Below are 19,149 nucleotides of genomic sequence, written 5' to 3' on the forward strand. Positions count from 1 at the left end.
CGGCCGGGCACACGCGTGTCGGGCGTGGTCGTTGCCACCGTCCGGCTCAAGGGTTTCTCAGTCGTTCCCGCCCGACCCGTCCGGGCCGTCCGCAGTGGTCCCCGCGGCCCGCTCCGCAACCGTCCCCGCGGCCGTCCCCGCGGCCGTCCCCGCGGCCGTCCCCGCGGCCGTCTCCGTGACCGCGCTCAGATAGAGGCGCACGTATCGCGGCACGTCCACGTCGAGCGCCACGTCCACCATGGCCCGTTCCCGGCCACCACCGTGGATCTCGGCCTCGCCGGGGCGGGCGCGCCGGTCGACGATCGTCTGCCCCCGGGTCGGGCCGGGGGCCAACGACACCTCGACCGGCAGCAGCCGGGTGGTCAGCCCCTCCGGGTCGGCCACGGCACACACCGCACCGGCGTCACCGAGGCCGCCGGCCTGATCGTCGCCGTCGGCACCGGCGGAACTCGGAACGGCGGAACTCGGGACGGCGGGCCGGTGGGCGAGCAGGTCGCCGGCCAACCGGGCGCCGGGTTCCGTGCTCGCGCGCAGCCGTCGTACCTCCGCGCCCGGCACCACGACCCGCTGGAACACGTCCAGGCCGTACATGGTGATCGGCACCCCGGCGGTGAGCAGGACGGCGGCTGCCTCGGGGTCGTGCCAGACGTTGAACTCGGCGACCGGCGTGGCGTTGCCGGTGGCGACCGCGCCGCCCATGAACACGATCCGCTCGATGTTCCGGGTGACCTCGGGGTGGGTGCGCAGCAACAGGGCGATGTTGGTGAGCGGCGCGGTGGGGATCAGGGTGACCGGCCGGGGCGAGGCGAGGATCTCGCGGCGCAGCAGCGTGACGGCGTCGACGTCGACGGGCCGCCGGGTCGGCGCGGGCAGCCCGAGGTCGCCCATCCCGTCCGCCCCGTGCACGTGCCGGGCCGACCGGACCGCCTCGACCAACGGCCGCTCGGCCCCCCGGGCGACCGGGACGTCCCCGGCGCCGGCCCGCTCCAACACGGTCAGGGTGTTACGGACCACCCCGTCCACGTCCGTGTTCCCGGCGACACAGGTCACCGCCCGCAGCTCCAGCCCCGGGTGCCGGACGGCGAACAGCAGGGCGAGGGCGTCGTCGACCCCGGTGTCGCAGTCGATGACCACAGGAATCCGCTGACCGGCCATGGGGTGCTCCTTCCGTCAGCGCGACTCTATGCGGCGCGACGGGACCTTTCCGGCCGCCCCGGTACCATCCGGCCCCACGGATGCGGAGCGGGATGACCGGCCCCGGGGGCCGTCCGGACGGGGCGGGTCACCCGGTCGGGTCGGAGCGGTGGTGGTGGGGGGCGGGTGATGGTGGCGTGGGAGCAGCCGTTTCCGCCGCTGCTCCTGGTCTCCGGGGAGGCCCCGCCATGAGAGTCACCGTCTCCGGTCTTGCCGTGGTCGGGCTGCTCGCCGTCTCCGCGTGTACGGCGGGCACCTCGCCGCCGGGCGCCGCGTCCGACTCCGCCCGCGCCGCCGCCGAACGGCCCGCCGCCTCACCCGGCGCCCCCGGCCCCCCGGTGCTCACCGTCGACCAGGCGCAGGCCGCGCTGATCGGCGAGGCCGACCTGGGGGTGCCGTGGACGGCCGGCGACGCCACCGCCACCTGGCACGACGGGCTGCTCAAGGCGACCACCGGGCAACCGGACTGCCAGCGGCTGCTCGACGCCCTGTACGCCGAGGACCTGGTCGGCGCTCCGGCCGGACCGCAGGCCGCCGTCGTCCTTGACGACGGCGACGACGCCGCCCAGCTGCGCTACCAGGTCGACGCGAGCCACGCCGCCGACGTCGACCGGACGCTGGCCTGGCTGCGGACCCTGCCCGGCAGCTGCGGGCGGTTCACGGCGCAGACGACCGCCGCCGGTGCCGAACTCGTCCAGGTCGCCGACTCCCGGCTGTCCGGGCCCGGGGACGCACGGCAAGGCCTGCGGGTCACCCTCACCTGGCAGGCGTCCGCCGACGCCGACCCCAGCACCCTCACCCTCGACGTCGCCGTGGTCCGCGTCGGCGACGACGCGATCGTCCTCACCACCGGCGCCCTCGGCACCCTCCCCCCGGACACCACCGAGCAGGTCCTCCGCATCGGCGTCCAGCGCCTCGCGCAGGTACGGGAGAAGGGGCGGGCGCAGGCCTGAGGTGCCGCTGCCGCCACGCCCCCGCAGCCGGTTCCCCCGCCCCCTCTCACAGCGGTGGCTGGGCCGGGGCCGGACCCAGGGTCGTCGTGCCGGGGGCCGTGCGGTGGCCCAGGCCGGTGCGGTAGGCGTCGAGGGCCGCCTCCACCCGGCCGGTGCGGCGCAGCAGGTCACCGAGCAGCCGGCACAGGTCCGCCAGGTCACCGGCCGCGCCCGCCCGCTCCAGCAGGCTCAGCGCCCGCACATAGTGCTCCTCGGCCGACTCGGTGTCCCGCGCGTCCTCGGCGATGATGCCGAGCAGCCGGTGGGCGGCGGCCGAATGCACGGCGCCACGCTCGGAGTTGAAGTCGCCCAGGACGTCCTGGAGGAGTCCGGCGGCCTCGTCCGACTTGCCCCGGCGGTGCAGGACGTCGGCCAGTTCCACGGCGGCCTGGCTGCGGTACAGGGCGGCCCGGGTCTCCGAGAGCATCGCCAGCGCCTCCCGCAACTCGCCCTCCGCCCGCTCCAGTTCCCCGTTCTGGGCGCAGACGTAGCCGCGCATCCAGTGACAGTTGGCGAGTTCGGTGCGCAGCTGGAGCTGGCGGTACAGCTCGGCGGCCTTGGCGAGGGAGGCGTCGGCCTCGGCGGCCCGGCCCTCGGCGAGCAGGGTGCGGGCGACGGAGCGGTGCATCCGGGCGATCAGGGCGGGGTCGCCGGACTGCGGGGCGAGGGCGAGGGCGAGTTCGGCGGCCTGGGCGGCGCGGGCGTGGGCGCCCATGTCCATGTAGGGGCCGATGGCGGAGGCGTAGAGGAGGAGCAGCGCGTCCGGGTCGTGCAGGCCGCTCCGGTTGAGCTCGTCGAGGGTGGACTCAAGGAGGTATACGGCGTACCGGAGTTCACCGGCGAGGTAGTGGCTGACGGCCCGGCCGCGGATGGCGGGGACGCGCACCGGCAGCGGCTCGTTCGCCGTCCACAGCTCGGCCCGCTCGAAGAACTCCCTGGCCTGCCCCAGCTCTCCGGTGTCCAGGGCGCATTCGCCCAGGCCGAGCAGTGCGGTGGCCTGCTCCACGGCCAGCCCGTGCGCCTCCGCCTCCTCGAAGAGGGCCGCGTACTGGGCGGCGGCCTCCTCGGCGGCGCCGGTGGCGAGGGTGCGCTGCGCCTCGGTGAGCCGCAGCCTGAGGTCGGTGGCGAGGTGCGCGGGGCGCCCGCTGGCCAGCTCCTCGAAACCGACGCCGAGCCGCCCGGCGATATGGCGGAGCGCCTCGTCGGAGGCCCGCACCCGGCCCGCCTCCAGCGTGGAGATGTAGGCGGGCGTGTAGGCCGGCTCGGCCAGCTGTCGCTGCGTCAGCCCCCTTTCACCGCGCAGCTGCTGCACCCGTCTGCCGATGGTCTCCGGATCGTCCCGTTCCTGCATCCTGCCACTCCCCCAACTCCCCCTGGACCTCTTGCCGTTGAGCGCTGTCAGCCCCTAGGTTAAACGGCGGATTAAACCTGCTTAACCCGCCCCTGTCGTTGCGAGGTCGCCGTGCTCGGACGCTTATCCGCACGCCCTGCCGCACGCCCCCGGTCCCGGATCCGCTCGATCGGGGGGACCCCCGCCTTCCGTAGTATCGCCGCCGCCGTCATCGCGGTGGCGGCACTCGTCACGGCCGGCAATGTCGGACCGGCCGGAGCGACGGACGACTCCACCGGTTCCCAGGCCCCGGCCACGGCCACGGCCACAGCACCGCGCACCGTCGACCACTAGCGACGACCGGACGGCTTCGCTTCACCCCCCCCACGACACCGCACACCCGCCGGTACGGCACCTCCGGCGGTCAGGGGGACAGGACCGGCCTGCCGGTCCACCGGTCTCTCGGGACGCCCCGTGCGCGTGCCTCCGGACACCCGGCGAAGCGCCATCGGGAGCGACGGCCTCAGGGGTCACCCGCGGACGGCAGGCTCGCGCCGGATGAACCGGAAGTGACCCTCACGCCGATTCACCCCACCGCCCGTCCAGGTTCGCGAGGCATCGTGGACCCCTACCGCCGAGGTGTCCGGCGTTCGTACACCGTCACCCTGCGGCCGCGGATCTGTTCGTCGGCGACCGGGGTGAAGCACTCGCGCAGGACCTGGGTCTTCGCCCGGTCCCGGGCGGCCGTCACCGGACGGGCCACCCGGGGCGTGTCGGTCACCAGGAGTATGCGGCGCTCGGCGAGGATCGCGGCGCGTATGCGGTCCGGCGACGCCTCCACGCCCTTCAGGGTGCCGGACCGCTCGGGGCTCTCCGTCAGGGCTATGTCCCGCAGACCCGCGAAGGCGCCCGGCGAGACGGACTTGGTGTCCCTGCGGGCCGCGGGCACGAAGAGCACCGCGTCCCCGGTCCGCTTCAGGTGCCGTACGTCCGAGGCCACCGCCAGGGCGTCGTCCACCCTGCTCGCCGGGGACCGCTTGGCCAGCGACTGCGGGAGCAGGGCCGCCACGGCCACCGCCAGCACCACGGGCAGGATCCCTCGCGACGCCACCGGGAAGCGGGGCGCGGCCGCCCTTACCGCCGCGCCGACGGCCGCCCCGATCAGCAGCGCCAGCCCCAGCATGCTGTAGAGGACGTAGCGGTCCAGAAAGAGCGGCTGGACCAGGGACAGCGCGATCAGGCCGAGTTGCGGCACCGCCAGCAGCGGCAGCCCCACGGCCGCCGCCGACAGCCGCCCCGCCCGTGTCCGGTCCGGCAGCGCACAGGCACCGCCGATCGCCAGCAGCACGCCGGGGCCGATCAGCATGTGCCAGGTCAGCGGCGGTATCCAGGAGACCTGAGCGGACTGGCCGCGGCTGAACACGATCAGCGGCAGCACCCCGGCCGTGGCGCACCCCGCCGCCACCGCCCACCGGGACAGGACCGCACGGTCGGCCCGGACCCACAGCACGGTGACCAGATGCGCCGCCAGGATCATGAGCGAGAGCCAGTTCAGCAGGCCCATGAGGAGGACGGCGGCGCCGTAGGGAGCCCAGTGGCGCGCGGGGACCCGGCGCTGGAGGGCGGTCACGAGGAGCAGGGTGGAGATCCCGGCGCCGGCCGCCACCAGCGCGTACGGCCGGCCCTCCTGGAGGTGGAACTGCACGGCCGGCAGCAGTCCGAGCGCCATTCCGCCGGCCAGCCCCGCCCAGACACCGGCCAGGCGCTGGCCGATCACGGCCACGCTGGCCGCCGCGACCGCGGTGGCCAGCACCGACGGCATCCGCAGGGTCGTGGTGCCGGCGCCGAAACACTCGAACAGCGCATGCATCAGCAGGTAGTAGAGGCCGTGGACCACGTCGACGTTCCCCAGCATGTGCCAGATGTCGGCGGTGGAGCGCCGGGCCACCTGCCAGGTCGCGGCCTCGTCGCGCCAGACACTGTTCCGGCGCGGCAGACCCCACAGACCTAAGGCGCATGTCCACAGCAGTGGCAGCAGCCAGACGAGGGGTGGTGCTCCTGGCCGGGAAAAGCGGAATAACGGCTCTGACGTTCTGCCGGTAGACATGAAAAAGGGCCCCCGAAACGGTCGTCGGATAAGGACAGCCCGCCAGAATCCCCCAGGTCAGGGACCCCTGTGCAACCTATTTGTTCACGCCACTGTCCCTTTTCGATCCCTGCGGTTCGCGCGGTCCGGAGCCATGGCGTTCGGCGAGCCGCCCTCCTCCGTTTGACAGAAAGCCCTTCCATCCGGGCTCCCGGCAGGCCAGTCTCGTCCCGCACCCGAATGTCATGTCCGGGGCGAACACTGGACCGTCGACTGGAGCCACCCGATGTCCCGCACCAGGACCCACCGCCTCGGCCGAGCCGTCGCCGTCGTGGGCAGCGCCGCCGCGCTCACCCTCGCCCTGCCGTTCAGCGCCTCTGCGGGCGTGCTGCAGAACCTCCCGGAGAACGCCACCACGTTCCAGAAGTTCTTCGAACCGCTCTACGACTACGACACGGACGCCTGCTACCCCGCCGCCGCCATCGACCCGTCCGGCAACCTCAACGGGGGGCTGAAGCCGACCGGCGCGATCACCGGCCAGTGCCGCGACGGCCACCTCGACCACGCCAACACCTACTCGCGGGCCAAGTGCAACAACGGCTGGTGCGGGATCATCTACGCCAGCTACTTCGAGAAGGACGAGGCGTCCCCGGGCATCGGCCACCGCCACGACTGGGAGTGCATCGTCGTCTGGGTCAAGCAGGGCGCCGACCACCCGTCGTACCTGTCCGCCTCCCAGCACGGCGACTTCGAGACCGAGGCGGTCGCCGACGTCCCGATGAGCGGTCAGCGCGTGCAGGTGGTCTACCACAAGGACGGACTGAGCACCCACGACTTCCGGTTCGCCAAGTGGGGCGAGACCCCGGAGAACGACGACGGCGCCTGGCACCAGGAGAACCTGCTCACCTGGGACGACATGGCCTCCAACCTCCGGGACGTCCTGAACGCCTCGGACTGGGGCAACGCGAACCTCCCCCTCCAGGACGCCAAGTTCGACGACCACCTGAACAAGGCCAAGCCGACCGCGATCACCTTCGACCCGTACGCCTGATCCTGCGGCCGACGGGGAGTCGAGGTGCCGGTGCACGGCCACCACGTCCGGGTGCCGGCTGGGACAAGCCGGCCCTGGCCGGCATCCAGCAGATGGACGACACCCCGCGCAAAAGGACCCCGCCCCATCGGCCGCGCCCGGCAGCTTCCGTGCGCGGCCGAATCCCGGGTGCTGATTGTCAGTGGCATGACCTAGTCTTCGTTTCATCCGCCACACACGGCCCACAGGAACCTCGCACGGGTGGGCCCTGCTCCGTGGCGCCCATTTCATTCGATCCGGGGGGTTCGAATCAGCGTGCGTATGCGCACCGTCACGGCCGCCACCACCCTGGCGGTCCTCTTCAGCTCCGCGGCCCTGGCCGCCACTCCGGCCTACGCCGACACCAGCGGGCTCCTGCCGGTCAGGTCGGTCGGCGACATCGTCGTCGACGGCGCCCACCAGCAGGTCTTCATCAGTGACCCGACGAACGGCAAGATCGTCGTCACCGACTACTCGGGCAACGTCGTCAAGCAGCTCACCACCAACCTGTCCGGCGTCCACGGCCTCGAACTGTCCGCCGACTCCGGCACCCTCTACGCGGCCGTGCAGGACATGGACGCCATCGCCGTCATCGACACCACGACGGACACCGAGACGACCCGCTACACGGTCGGCGACAAGCCGCTGAGCGTCGCCCTCGCGGGCGGCAAGCTGTGGTTCGGCTACGGCGGCGACACGGCCGGCAACATCGGCTCCGTCGACCTGACCGGCGACCACACGGTCACCCTCGACCAGGACCGCAGCTGGTACCAGGCGCCGCTGGTGGACGCGGCGCCCGGCTCCGACGTCCTGGTCGCGGGCGCGGTCGACCAGAGCCCCGTCGAACTGGCCTCCTACGACGTCTCCTCGGGCACCGCCACCAAGCTGGCCGCCACCCGGGACGCGGGCAGCAACCTCGGCGACCTCCAGGTCACCCCCGACGGCAAGGACGTCGTGGTGGCCAGCGGTGCGCCCTACTACCACCAGATCTTCAAGACCTCCGACCTCAACGAGGACGGCAAGTACACCAGCATCAACTACCCGAACGCGGTCGCCATCGCGCCGGACGGCACGGTCGCGGGTGGCAGCGACGCCTCCTACAACCCGGACGTCTACATCTTCCGGCCGGGCAGCAGCGAGGCCGTCCGCTCCTACGAGTTCCCGAGCACCGGCGCCTCCAGCGGCTCCGACCTGATGGCCGACGCGGGCCTCGCCTGGGCGCCGGACTCCTCCCGGCTGTTCGCGGTGTCGTACAACAGCGAGGGCGTGTACTCGCTGCGTGAGTACGACACCCCGGGCAAGGCGGCCAGCACCCTCACGGTGAACGCACCGGCGTCGGCGACGCGCGCCAAGCCGCTCACCGTCACCGGCACGCTCTCCTCGACGACCGCGTTCCCGGCCGGCACGCAGGTCTCGGTCACCCGCACCGACCTCGACTCGCCGAACGGCAAGGCGCTGCCCGCCGTGACGGTCAAGGCCGACGGCACGTTCTCGTTCAGCGACACCCCGCCGGCCGGCGGCAAGGTGACGTACCAGGTCGGCTACGCGGGCGACGCGGACCACGCGGCGGCCTCCGCCAAGGACACGGTCGACGTCTCCCGCGCGAACCCGACGCTGACCCTGGACAACAACGGCAAGGTGTACGCGTACGGGAAGGACGTGAAGTTCACGGCCCACCTCGGGACGACGTACAAGAACCGCACCGTGGAGCTCTGGGCCGACCCGTTCGGCTCGGACAAACCCAACAAGCTGGTGAAGTCCGGCAAGGTCGACTCGCACGGCAACCTGTCCGTCGTCCTGAACCTCAAGCGCGACACCAAGGTCACCGCGAAGTTCGCGGGCGACGCCCGCTGGCAGCCGCGCTCGGTGTCCAGCACGGTGGGCGCGAAGGTCAGTGTCTCGATGTCGGTCAGCCGCCAGTACAAGTCGAAGAAGGCCTGGGGCCAGACCTACTACTACTTCCACAAGACCAAGAACCCGCTGTTCACGACCAAGATGCCGTACTACACCGGCCGTGCGCAGCGCTTCGACTTCCAGGTCTGGTACCAGGGCAAGTGGTACTCGGACACCTCCCAGTACTTCGCCCTGGCGAGCAACGGCGTCTCCCTGGTCGAGTTCACCGGCAACCACAAGAGCGACGTCGGCTGGCGCTTCCGCGTCCGCTCGGACTACATCAACGGCACGTCCGGCGACACCGTCAACTCCACGACGTACGGCGCCTGGAAGTACTTCACCTTCACGAGCTAGCCGGCCGTTCAGCTGGTCTGAAGCTGCCGGAGGTGCTGCTGGACATGGTCCAGGGCACCTTCCCGGCGGCCCGGCACCCTGAGCCTCAACTCCGCGAGCGCGGGCCCCAGTTCACGGGCCCGCGCCGCGTCCTTGATGGCCCCCCACTGGTGGTGGGCCCGGTCCACGGCCGCCTCCACGGCAGGCGTGTCGGCGGGCTCCCCGGCGGCCAGCCGCGTCCTGGCCACGGTCAGCCAGGTACGGCAGCTGCGCGCCGCGTCCCCGGCGAACATCGCGAGGTCGGCCCGCACCTCGGACCAGTGCAGCGCGTCCTCGGAGGCCGGTCCGTGGGCCCGCGCGGCGGCCTCCTCCCAGCGGGCCGCGAGCTCGTCCGCCTCCGTGTACCGGCCGTCCCGCACGGCCGCGCTGATGGCGTCGTGCGGATCACCGCCGTCCGGGCCGTGCGTGCTGAGCAGCATGTCGGTGGCGGTCTCCGCGCCGAGCCGTACGAGCACCTGCTGGTGCAACTGCTCCAGCGGCGGCCGGTGCCCGCTCCTGAGCACCGTCGCCACGGCCTTCATGTACGACGGCACGGCGACCTCCCGCCGGGCGGGCGGCGGTGCGACCCGCCCGTGCACGGCGTTGTTCCGACCGCAGTCGAGGGGAACGGCGCACAGGTGCTCCCAGGTCTCGTGGTCCGCGTGCAGGTCGAGCACCAGCGACGTCGCCCCGGGCGGGCGCAGCCGCAGCTCCTCCCGGATCCAGTGCCAGGGCAGCGCGGTGTACCGCACGGTCGCGGGCGTGGTCCTGGCCAGGGCCAGGTGCGGCAGCCGCTGTCTGCGGTCCAGCTGCAGCTGGCCGGTGACGAAGAGGGTCAGCGGGCCGGGGGCGGCCGCGGCGGCCCGCAGCCGGGTCAGCACCGCCTGCGGCTCCAGGGGGTCGGCGAGTTCGACGACGTTGGCGGTGTCGGTGCCGGAGAGTATCGCCGGGGGCACGGCCGCGAGCACGGGGAGCACGGAGGCCGCGTCCACCAGTCGCCCTTTGCCCGTCGGCGAGGCCGCGAGCAGCAGCACGGTTCCGGGCATCTGGCCCTCCCCTTTGTTCCCCAGGTCCACTTACGTCAGCACCGTAACCGCTGCGCTTGCAAAGCGGGGGCCGAGAGAGAGCTTTGATCCGGGATGGGGGAGTTACGGCCCCGAACCGGCGCGCGCCCGCGCGCGAGGTCGGCTAGTGGGGGGACGGGGTGCGGCGTACCGCGAAGATCGTGGTGTCGTCGGAGAGGCGGCCGCGGCTGTGGCGCAGTACCCCGTCGCGGACGCGGGCGACCAGGCGGGCCGGGTCGGTGGTGGCCGACCGGCGGACCTCGGCCGTCAGGTCGTAGAACTCGCCGTCCCCGTTCCTCGCCTCCGTCACCCCGTCCGTCGTGATGAGGAGGGTCTCCTCCGGGGCGAGGGGGATCGCGCGGGTCGGCGGCGGTCCGGACCCCTCGCTCAACTCACTCATCCCCAACGGAAGTCCTCCCCCCGGCGGGAGGGCGCGGACGCCTGCCGGGCCGACCGCGAGCGGTGGCTCGTGGCCGAAGTTGACCAGTTCCACCACGTCCGGACGGCCCGGCGGGAACCCGAGCAGCAGCGCCGTGGCGAAGCGGTCCCCGTCGTCGCGGCCGAGGGCCACCGTATGGCCCCGGTGCCGGAGCATCCGGGTCTCCAGCCGGTCCGCCACCGTCGCCAGGTCCGCCTCGTGGTACCCGGCCTCCCGGAACGTGCCCAGCAGCGCCGCCGCCGTCTCGACCGCACCGAGCCCCTTGCCCTGCACGTCCCCCACCAGCACGCGTGTCCCGTGCGGGCCCGGCTGGATGTCGTAGAAGTCCCCGCCCACCCGGGCCTCCGTGTCGGCGGCGAGATAGACCGCCGCGTGATCGAGCCCGGCCCACCCCTGCGGCAGCGGACGCAGCACGGTACGGCGGGTCGTCTCGGCGATGTCCCGCATGCGCAGGATCCGGCGTTCGCCGTTCAGCCGGACCGTGCAGGCGAGGACGGCCAGCACCCCGGCGAGGGCGACCAGGACGAAGTCGGACAGCCCGGCCTGGTACTCCTTGGGCCAGGCACTGTCCACGGCGACGTAGTCGAGCAGGGACAGCACCGAGAAGGCGGCCGTCGCCCAGACCCCGCAGAGCGCTGCCGCGATCCCGGGCACCAGCACGATCCAGGAGATGATCCGGAACCGCTCCGTGGTGTTGAGGTCGACCGCGGTGATCCCGGCCAGCAGCAGCAGCAGCGGCGCCAACCAGGCGAAGCCTCTGCCCCGGGCCCACGGCAGGTCCTGCCGCCGCCGCAGGGCCTGGTGGTCGGTCACGTCAGTCAGGGAAACACGCGTGCGCACGGCCCGCACGTCGTACGGACGGCGCGCAGGACGCCGTACGGGCCACCCTGACACCTGGCGTATGGCCGACTTGCCAGGGGGTACCCGCAGGTGTGCTCTGGAAGGCGGGGGCGAGGAGAGAGGAGCGCTCGCATGGCTCACGCGGCACCCACGTCCGGCGGCACGGTCCGGGCCGGTCGTACCCCCGACATCTTCGACGCCCGGACGCACGCCCGGGCCCGGATCGCCGTCTCCGTGGTGACCGGGTTGATCTACGGCGACTGGGTCGCGGCGAACAGCCGCGCCGGCGGCCCGATCACCGGCTGGAACCTGCTGACCGGCTTCGTGAGCGGCTTCTTGTTCGCGGTCGTGCTGTGGGCGGTCATGGCCTTCGCGCCTCGGCTGCGGCGGGAACTGCACGCGGCGGTGTGGGCGGCGTTCGCCGGCATCTCGTTCGGCTTCCTGTACAGCGCGACCGGCGAGGCGGTCCTGCGGTCCATCGGCATGGCCCTGGCCGTGGCGCTCGTCGTCCTGATCCTGTCGTTCTACCGGTTCTACACACGGGAGGACGCGGCCGGACACCGCATCCGATAACCGCTCCCCGTGCCCGCGTGGGCCCCGGCCAGCACGGCCGGGGCCCACGATTTCCCCTTTTTCCTCTCACTGGTCGCCGGGGCTCTTGAAGGCACCCGGCGACACCCGGCGGGGCCCGGATTCCCGGAACCCACACCCGAAACCAGGAAACACCCGTTCGGATCAGTCCTCCACCGGAGCGGGCCGCGCCGAGTCGCCCGGGCAGCCGGACCCCCGTGTCGCCCGTTAGGCCCGGCCAGGGCCCGTCGTACCACCCGAATGCAGGCGCACGGCTCGCCTGACCGGCCCTCAGGGGCTTGCCTGGAACCGTGCCCCCAGTGCTCCCCGGGCCGGTGCGGCCCCCGGGCCCCGCACGGGCCGCACAGACGTCATGGTCCAGGTGGGCCGCACGGACCACGTGGCCCGTGCGAGCCGCCCGGTCCGCCTTCGCCGCACGGCTTGTCCGCGGCGCGCGGCCCGTCCGCGGCGCCCGGCTTGTCCGCGGCACCAGGCTTGTCCGCGACGCCTGGCCCGCCCGCGGCACCCAGCCCACCCGCAGTAGTTCGCGGCCCGCCCGCGGCGCGTCACCCATCCGTAGCGCGTGGCCCCTCCGCGGCGCGCGGCCCACCCGCAGCTCGCGGCCCGCCCGCGGCGCGTCACCCGTCCGTAGCGCGTGGCCCCTCCGCGGCGCGCGGCCCACCCGCAGCTCGCGGCCCGCCCGCGGCACCCGGCCCGCCCGTGGCGCACGGGCCGTGTGGCGCGTCCGGCCCCGCTGCCTGCGGCGCGTCCTGTCGGCCCTGCTGATCACGCTGTCCTGCCTGCTGCTGCCGTTCGGCGCGCTGTCGGCGTGGGCCGCGTACGGGCTGGCGGACACCGGGCAGTACGTGAGCACGATGGCGCCGCTGGCCGAGGACCCCGACGTCCGGGACGCCGTGGCGGCCACCGTCGGCGACGGCATCATGCGCGAGGTGGACGTCGGCCGGCCCCTGCGGGGCACGGTGGCGCCCTTCGTACGCGAGGCGGTCCGCTCGTTCACCCAGACCCGGGCGTTCCGGCTGGCCTGGGACGCCGGCAACCGGGCCACCCATGACGCCGTGCTGCGGGCCCTGGAGGACGAGCGCGAGGAGGCCGTGACGGTCGACCTCGCGCCGGTCACCGCCCAGGTCAGGGACCAGCTCACCCACGACCATGTGCCGCTCGCGGCCCGTATCCCGGTCCAGCACACGGCGGTCGCCGTTCTCCCGGCCGCCGAGCTGGACCGGCTCCGGAAGGGGTTCCACGTGCTCGAAGTCGCCGGGTTCTGGCTGCCCGTCGCGGCCGTCGCCTTCGCGGCCGGCGGTATCGCCCTCGCCGTCCGCCGCCGGCGCGCGGTCACGGCGACGGCGCTGGGCACGGCGCTGGGCGGCGCCCTGCTCGGCCTCGCCCTCTCGATCGGCCGCGCCCTGACCCTGTCCGGTCTGCCGTCCGACGTACCGCACCCGGCCGCGGCCGCCGTCTACGACGCCCTGACCGCCACCCTGCGCACGGTCTCCTGGCTCCTGCTCGCCGTCGGCCTGACGGTGGCCCTGCTGGCGTGGCTCAGCCGCTACGCCCGCCGCAACTCCGCCCCGGCCCCCGACCCGGAGGCCGGGGCATCCAACTCCCGTGCTCTCAGAGCGGATTCACAGGATTCCCCATCTCCTGACCAGAACATGACACGCATGTAACCAGTCGCTACCCTGACGGTCACGTGGTGGGCGTCCCGGCCGGGCAACGTGGCGGAACGACAGCCACCGGTACGGAACACCGATGGCCGACGTGACCCGAGGAGCCCCCGCCCGATGAACCGTCCCACCGCACGCCGCGCCGCTGTCGCCGTGGCGGCCGGCCTCGCCCTGCCGCTCGCCGCCGCGCTGCCCGCGCACGCCGCCGACTCGACCGTCACCGAGGCCCAGTGGCTGTCCGACGTCGCCGCCGTCACCGGTCCCGCGCAGAGCTACCTCGACAGCCGCGCCGCCGCCAACACCTCCGGCGCCAGGCTGGCGATCGTCCTCGACATCGACAACACCGCGCTGGCCTCCCACTTCGAGGGCGGCTACCCCACGCCCGCCACCGCCCCGGTGCTCACCCTCGCCCAGGACGCGCACGCCAAGGGCATCAGCGTCTTCTTCGTCAGCGCCCGCCCCGACCTGATCGACCTGACCACCAAGTACAACCTCACCAAGGTCGGTTACACCGTCGACGGCCTCTACACCCGCTCGCTCGGCGAGATCATCGGCGAGAGCGTGGCCGACTTCAAGACCGCGCAGCGCCAGAAGATCGAGGCGAACGGCTACGACATCGTCGCCAACATCGGCAACAACACCACGGACCTGACCGGCGGTCACGCCGACACCACCTACAAGCTGCCGGACTACGACGGCCTGCTGGACTAGCCGCTCCCACCAAAAAAGGCCCTGGTCAGGGGCGCTGCGCCGCGAGCCCCGCCAGGTCGCGCAGCGCCTCGGCCAGTTCCGGTTCGTCCGCCGAGGCGAGCCCGATCCGGACCGCGTCCGGCGTCCGCTTCGGGTCGACCCGGAAGGCGGTGCCGGGCGTGATCCCGATCCCGCGTGCCGCCGCGGCCGCCGTGAAGCGATCGGCGCGCCACGGCGCGGGCAGCTCCCACCAGGCGAAGTACCCGCCCGGATCGGCCCGTACGGCGAACCCGTCCAGCACCTCGCGGAGTATCCCCTGGCGGCGCCGGGCCTGCGCCCGCTTGGCCTCGACGAGCCGCGCCACCGTCCCGTCCCCGATCCACCGCACGGCCGCCTCCAGCGCGAACGCCCCCGCGCTCCAGCCCCCTGAGCGCACGGCGTCCGCCACCGCCGCCACCCGGTCCTCGGGCACGACGGCGAACCCGACGGTGAGGCCGGGCGCGACCCGCTTCGAGAGCCCGTCCACGACATGGACGAGCCCGGGCGCGAGAGCGGCGAGCGGCGGCTCGCCACCGCCGTGCAGGAAGGCCCAGATCCGGTCCTCCACCACCGGAAGCCCCAGGTCGCACACGGCCCGCGCGAGGTGCAGCCGCCGCCCGGCCGGCACGGTCCGGGAGGTCGGATTGTGCAGGGTCGGCTGGAGGTAGAGCGCGGAGAGCGGCCCGGACCGGTGCACGGCGAGGAGCGCCTCCACGACCGGCCCCTCGTCGTCCGTCGGCACCGGTACGAGGGTGACGGAGAGCCGCCCCGCGATCTCCTTGACCAGCGGATACGTCAGCGGCTCCACCCCGACCCGGCCGCCCGGCGGTACCAGGGAGGCGAGGGTGGCGGCGATGGCCTGCCGGGCGTTGCCGGTGAAGAGCACCCGGCCGGGGTCCGGCCGCCAGTCGCCGGTGGCCAGCAGCGCGGCGGCGGCTCGCCGGGCGTCCGGAGTGCCGTCGGCAGGGGCGGGCCGCAGGGCGGCGGTGAGGGCGTCGGCCCGCAGCAGCGGCGCGAGCGCGGGCGCCAGCATCTCCGACTGCCCTGCTACGACCGGGTAGTTGAGCTCCAGATTGACCCGCGCGGCACCGCCCTCGTCCTCGACGAGCGCCCGCCCCCGTGGCACGTCCGCCGCGGCCCGGACGAAGGTGCCCCGGCCGACCTCGCCCACCACCAGCCCGCGCCGCACGAGTTCGGCGTACACCCGCCCGGCCGTCGAGGCGGCGATCCCGTGCCGGCGTGCGAACGCCCGCTGCGGAGGCAGCCGTTGCCCCGCCCGCAACCGCCCGCGCGCGATGTCCAGCGCGATCCGGTCGGCGATCCCCCGAAAGTCGTCCACCGAACACCCCTCCTCATTGCACCGAGGGCAAAGATCTTATTGCACCGAGGAGTTGAGGGCCCCTAGGGTCGATCACATGCCTCCCTTCCTCGCATACACCGACAATTCCTGCCAAAGTGCCCGCGCTCCGCTCCTCCTCGTCCACGGCCACCCGTTCGACCGCACCATGTGGCACCCCCAGCTGACGGCCTTCGCCTCCGACCGCCGGATCATCGCCCCCGACCTGCGCGGCTACGGCGCCTCCCCGGTCACCCCCGGCAAGACCCCCCTCGCCCGCTTCGCCGCCGACCTCGAAGACCTCCTCGACGCCCTGGACGTGCCGGCCTGCGTCGTCGCGGGCCTGTCCATGGGCGGCCAGATCGCGATGGAGTGCTACGACCGCCTCGGGCCCGCCCGGGTCCGCGGGCTGGTCCTGGCGGACACCTTCCCCGACCCCGAGACACCCGAGGGCAGGCAGGCCCGCAACGCCATGGCGGACCGCCTGCTGCGCGAGGGCATGCGCGGCTACGCCGACGAGGTCCTGGAGAAGATGGTCGCCCCCTACGCCGACCCGGACGTGAAGGCCCACGTCCACCGCATGATGACGGCGACGGATCCCGAGGGCGCCGCCGCGGCCCTGCGCGGCCGGGCCGAACGCCCTGACTACCGTCCCCTGCTGACCAGGGTCACGGTCCCCTCCCTGGTGGTGGTCGGCGCGGACGACGAGTACACCCCCGTCGCGGATGCCGAGGCCATGCACGCCCTCCTCCCCGAGGCCGAGCTCCGGGTGATCGACCGCTCCGCCCACCTGCCGAACCTGGAACGCCCGGCGGAGTTCAACCGGGCGCTGGGGGAGTTCCTGGCACGCGTGGACCGGGCACCGCCGGCCCGGCGCGCACCCGGATAATGGGCACATGTCCCGCGAGTTCCCCATCGGCCTCACCCCTCCCGACTGGCTGGTAAGGAACCTCCGACCCCAGCGGGCGGCCCCCCTCAACCGGGCCGCCCTCCTCCGCGCCGCCCTCGGCATGACCCTCCCGCTCGCCGTCGGGCTCGCGGCCGGACAGCCCGCGTACGGCGCGCTCGCCTCCATGGGCGCCCTGTCAGGGGTCATCGGCGACACCGCCGACGCCTACCGCATGCGGATCCTCAACATCGCGGTCCCCCAGCTCTTCGGCGCCGTCGGCGTCACCGCGGGCTCCCTGGTCTACGGCCAGGGCTGGCTGACGGTCGCCGTGGTCACCGGCATCGCGCTGGTCTCCGGGATGATCTCGACGATCGGCGCGGTGTCCTCCGTGTCCGGGCTGCTCCTGCTGCTCAACTCTGTCATCGGCGCGGGCCTGCCGCTGCCCGGCCCCTGGTGGCTGACCCCCGTCCTGATGACCGGCGGCGGCCTGCTCGTCCTCCTGCTGGCCCTGCTGGCCTGGCCGCTGCGCTCCGGCGTACCGGAACGCTCGGCGGTCGCCGCCGCCTACCGCACCGTCGCCGACCTGCTGGCCGTGCGCGACACCGCCGACGGCGAGGCGTACGACCGCGCCCGGCACACCGTCACCCAGTCGCTGAACCAGTCGTACGACCTGATCCTCGCCCGGCGCGCCCGCTACCACGGCCGCAACCGCGAACTCACCCGGCTGCTCGCCCAGTTGAACGCGATCACCCCGGTGGTGGAGGCCGCCCCCGCCGTCCGGCTCGCCGCGAAACCGCTGCCGCCCGAGGTCCCGGCGGCGGTCCGGCACATCGCCGACGCCATCGAGACCGGCTACACCGGCCCGATCGGGCTCCACCTGCCCGAGCCGGTCAACGAGACCGGCCGCGCCGTCGACCACGCCCTGCGGCACGTCGCCGAGGTCGCCACCAGCCCCGACGTCGACCCCCGCGGCATCGACGACCGCCTCGGCCGCCCGGCCGCCCTCGGCGTCCGCACCGCCCGCGCCGCCCGCAACGTCGTGCTCTCCGCCAACTCCTGGCGCTACGGCATCCGCCTCGCCCTGTGCATCGGCATCGCGCAGGCACTGGTCTCCCTGATCCCCGTGCCCCGCTCCTACTGGGTGGCCCTCACCATCACCTTCGTCCTCAAGCCCGACTTCGGCTCGGTCTTCTCCCGCGCCCTGCTGCGCGCGCTGGGCACCGTGGTGGGCCTGGTGGTGGCGGCGACGGTCCTCGCCCTGGTGCCGCGCGGCTGGTGGGACGTGCCGGTGATGATGGTCCTGGCCCCCCTGGTCCCGGCGCTCACCCCGCGGGGCTACGGCTTCCAGACGGCGGCCATCACCCCGGTGATCCTCCTCCTCTCCGACGTGCTGAACCACCAGGGCACCGCCCTGCTCCTGCCCCGCCTCCTGGACTCCCTGATGGGCTGCGGGATCGCCCTGGTCGCGGGGTACCTGCTGTGGCCGGAGAGCTGGCGCACCCGGGTCGGCGACCGGCTCGCCGACGCGGTGGCGGACACGGCGACCTATGTCGAGCTGGCCTTCGGGGGCGACGGGCGGGCCGGCACGGAGGCCGGGGACCAGGGCGTCGATCCCGCCGCCCGGGCCCGGATGCGCCGCCGGCTCTACCGCGACCTGTCCACCATCCGCACCGAGTTCCAGCGCGCGCTGACCGAACCCCCGCCCACCGGCCGCCGTGCCGCGGCCTGGTGGCCGCTGGTCGTCGCCGTGGAGCGCATCGTCGACGCGACGACGGCGGCCCGGGTCCGGGTACGGCACGGGGCACCGCCCCCGTCCCGGGCCGAGGTGGACCAGGTCGCCCTGCAACTGCGCGAACTGGCGTCGGGCGTCCGCGAGTCCGAGACCCTGATCGCGGTCCGCACGGACCTCACGGGCCCACCGGACAGCGTCCTGGAACCGCTCCGCCAGGAGGTGGCGGCGGCGAGGGCGATCGCGTCCCCGCACTGACCCCGGGGAACGCGGCGCCGGACTCGACCGTCGCACGCCCGACCGGAGTCATCGACCCTCCCCAAGATCGCAACCTGGGGCCGCTAACCTTACGTGTCCGTCCTGGCCAGCGATTGACGGATTTCAACTCACGCGAAGGGTTGCGCACATGGGCATTCTCACTCTCCTGCGGAACGCATTCGGCAGGTCGCGAAAGCCGCGCCCTGCCGAAGCAGAGGGTGCGGACCAGCTCCCTTCGCAGTCGACACCGACACAAGAAGCGGCAGCTCAGACACCGACTGCGGTCCCGGAACCCCGCCCGTCGACGAAGGACGAGCACGACCTGGTGTCGGCGGCCTTCGACAACGTGACGGTACCGAAGCAGGCCTCCCGCACGATCGAACCTGACCTCCCCACCCCCACCCCACCGACAGAGCCAACAGCAAAGACCGAGCCGGAGCCGGAGGCCGAGGCCGACGCTGGACCGAAGCCGGAGGCGGAGGCCGGGCCGGAGGATGAGGCGGAGGCCGAGCCGAAGGCGGAGGAAGAGGTCAAGGCCGACGCAGGGCCGAAGGCGGAAGCCGAGCCGAACGCGGAAGCCGAGCCGAAGGCGGAGGCCGAAGCCGAGGCTGAGCCGGAAGCAGAAGCCGAGCCGAAGGCGGAGGCCGAAGCCGAGGTCGTGGCTGAGTCGACGG

The 19,149-nt window shown here is 73.5% G+C and carries 14 protein-coding genes and 1 pseudogene; 9 read left to right on the plus strand and 6 right to left on the minus strand.

Annotated elements, in window-relative coordinates; translation table 11 throughout:
• Window positions 1–57 precede the first annotated feature (57 nt).
• Window positions 58–1,155, minus strand: a complete 1,098-nt coding sequence (locus ACZ3KP_RS17565; RefSeq protein ID WP_467500484.1) for a nucleoside hydrolase — start codon at window positions 1,153–1,155, stop codon at window positions 58–60.
• 227 nt (window positions 1,156–1,382) lie between these two features.
• Between ACZ3KP_RS17565 and ACZ3KP_RS17570 the strand changes: the two genes are divergently transcribed.
• On the plus strand, window positions 1,383–2,147 hold the full coding sequence (locus tag ACZ3KP_RS17570; protein WP_467500486.1) for a hypothetical protein: 765 nt from the start codon (window positions 1,383–1,385) through the stop codon (window positions 2,145–2,147).
• Window positions 2,148–2,193: 46 nt separating this feature from the next.
• Here ACZ3KP_RS17570 and ACZ3KP_RS17575 read toward each other — a convergent pair whose 3' ends face one another.
• Window positions 2,194–3,537, minus strand: coding sequence for a helix-turn-helix domain-containing protein (locus ACZ3KP_RS17575; RefSeq protein WP_467500488.1), 1,344 nt, complete (start codon window positions 3,535–3,537; stop codon window positions 2,194–2,196).
• 607 nt (window positions 3,538–4,144) lie between these two features.
• Window positions 4,145–5,431: a glycosyltransferase family 39 protein gene (locus ACZ3KP_RS17580; RefSeq protein WP_467500490.1), complete on the minus strand. Its 1,287-nt coding sequence runs from the start codon at window positions 5,429–5,431 to the stop codon at window positions 4,145–4,147.
• A 457-nt stretch (window positions 5,432–5,888) separates the two neighbouring features.
• On the opposite strand from ACZ3KP_RS17580, the gene ACZ3KP_RS17585 reads away from it, so the two are divergent.
• On the plus strand, window positions 5,889–6,653 hold the full coding sequence (locus ACZ3KP_RS17585; RefSeq protein ID WP_467500492.1) for an NPP1 family protein: 765 nt from the start codon (window positions 5,889–5,891) through the stop codon (window positions 6,651–6,653).
• A gap of 294 nt (window positions 6,654–6,947) precedes the next feature.
• On the plus strand, window positions 6,948–8,918 hold the full coding sequence (locus ACZ3KP_RS17590; RefSeq protein WP_467500494.1) for an Ig-like domain repeat protein: 1,971 nt from the start codon (window positions 6,948–6,950) through the stop codon (window positions 8,916–8,918).
• Window positions 8,919–8,926: 8 nt separating this feature from the next.
• Here the strand turns inward: ACZ3KP_RS17590 and ACZ3KP_RS17595 are convergent, their stop codons facing one another.
• Window positions 8,927–9,982, minus strand: coding sequence for a hypothetical protein (locus ACZ3KP_RS17595; RefSeq protein ID WP_467500496.1), 1,056 nt, complete (start codon window positions 9,980–9,982; stop codon window positions 8,927–8,929).
• A gap of 142 nt (window positions 9,983–10,124) precedes the next feature.
• On the minus strand, window positions 10,125–11,252 hold the full coding sequence (locus tag ACZ3KP_RS17600; RefSeq protein ID WP_467500498.1) for a PP2C family protein-serine/threonine phosphatase: 1,128 nt from the start codon (window positions 11,250–11,252) through the stop codon (window positions 10,125–10,127).
• Between the two features lie 159 nt (window positions 11,253–11,411).
• Here ACZ3KP_RS17600 and ACZ3KP_RS17605 point away from each other — a divergent pair, with 159 nt between their 5' ends.
• The 3 genes from ACZ3KP_RS17605 to ACZ3KP_RS17615 all read left to right on the plus strand — a co-directional run bounded on the left by ACZ3KP_RS17605 (window position 11,412) and on the right by ACZ3KP_RS17615 (window position 14,245).
• Entirely contained in the window at window positions 11,412–11,852 is a 441-nt protein-coding gene (locus ACZ3KP_RS17605; RefSeq protein WP_467500500.1) for a hypothetical protein, read from the plus strand.
• A 731-nt stretch (window positions 11,853–12,583) separates the two neighbouring features.
• Window positions 12,584–13,537 (plus strand): hypothetical protein, encoded by a 954-nt coding sequence (locus tag ACZ3KP_RS17610; protein ID WP_467500502.1) that lies wholly within the window; start codon window positions 12,584–12,586, stop codon window positions 13,535–13,537.
• A 114-nt stretch (window positions 13,538–13,651) separates the two neighbouring features.
• A complete protein-coding gene (locus ACZ3KP_RS17615; RefSeq protein ID WP_467500504.1) occupies window positions 13,652–14,245 on the plus strand; it encodes an HAD family acid phosphatase in 594 nt (197 codons plus the stop codon).
• A gap of 25 nt (window positions 14,246–14,270) precedes the next feature.
• Here ACZ3KP_RS17615 and ACZ3KP_RS17620 read toward each other — a convergent pair whose 3' ends face one another.
• Window positions 14,271–15,602: an aminotransferase-like domain-containing protein gene (locus ACZ3KP_RS17620; RefSeq protein ID WP_467500506.1), complete on the minus strand. Its 1,332-nt coding sequence runs from the start codon at window positions 15,600–15,602 to the stop codon at window positions 14,271–14,273.
• Window positions 15,603–15,678: 76 nt separating this feature from the next.
• On the opposite strand from ACZ3KP_RS17620, the gene ACZ3KP_RS17625 reads away from it, so the two are divergent.
• The 3 genes and pseudogenes from ACZ3KP_RS17625 to ACZ3KP_RS17635 form a co-directional block, all read left to right on the plus strand.
• Window positions 15,679–16,488 (plus strand): alpha/beta fold hydrolase, encoded by an 810-nt coding sequence (locus ACZ3KP_RS17625; protein WP_467500508.1) that lies wholly within the window; start codon window positions 15,679–15,681, stop codon window positions 16,486–16,488.
• 7 nt (window positions 16,489–16,495) lie between these two features.
• A complete protein-coding gene (locus ACZ3KP_RS17630; protein WP_467500510.1) occupies window positions 16,496–18,475 on the plus strand; it encodes an FUSC family protein in 1,980 nt (659 codons plus the stop codon).
• 148 nt (window positions 18,476–18,623) lie between these two features.
• Window positions 18,624–19,149 (plus strand): annotated as a pseudogene (locus ACZ3KP_RS17635) (VWA domain-containing protein); the annotation flags it as partial.

The sequence above is a fragment of the Streptomyces sp. NPDC020958 genome (assembly GCF_055562175.1).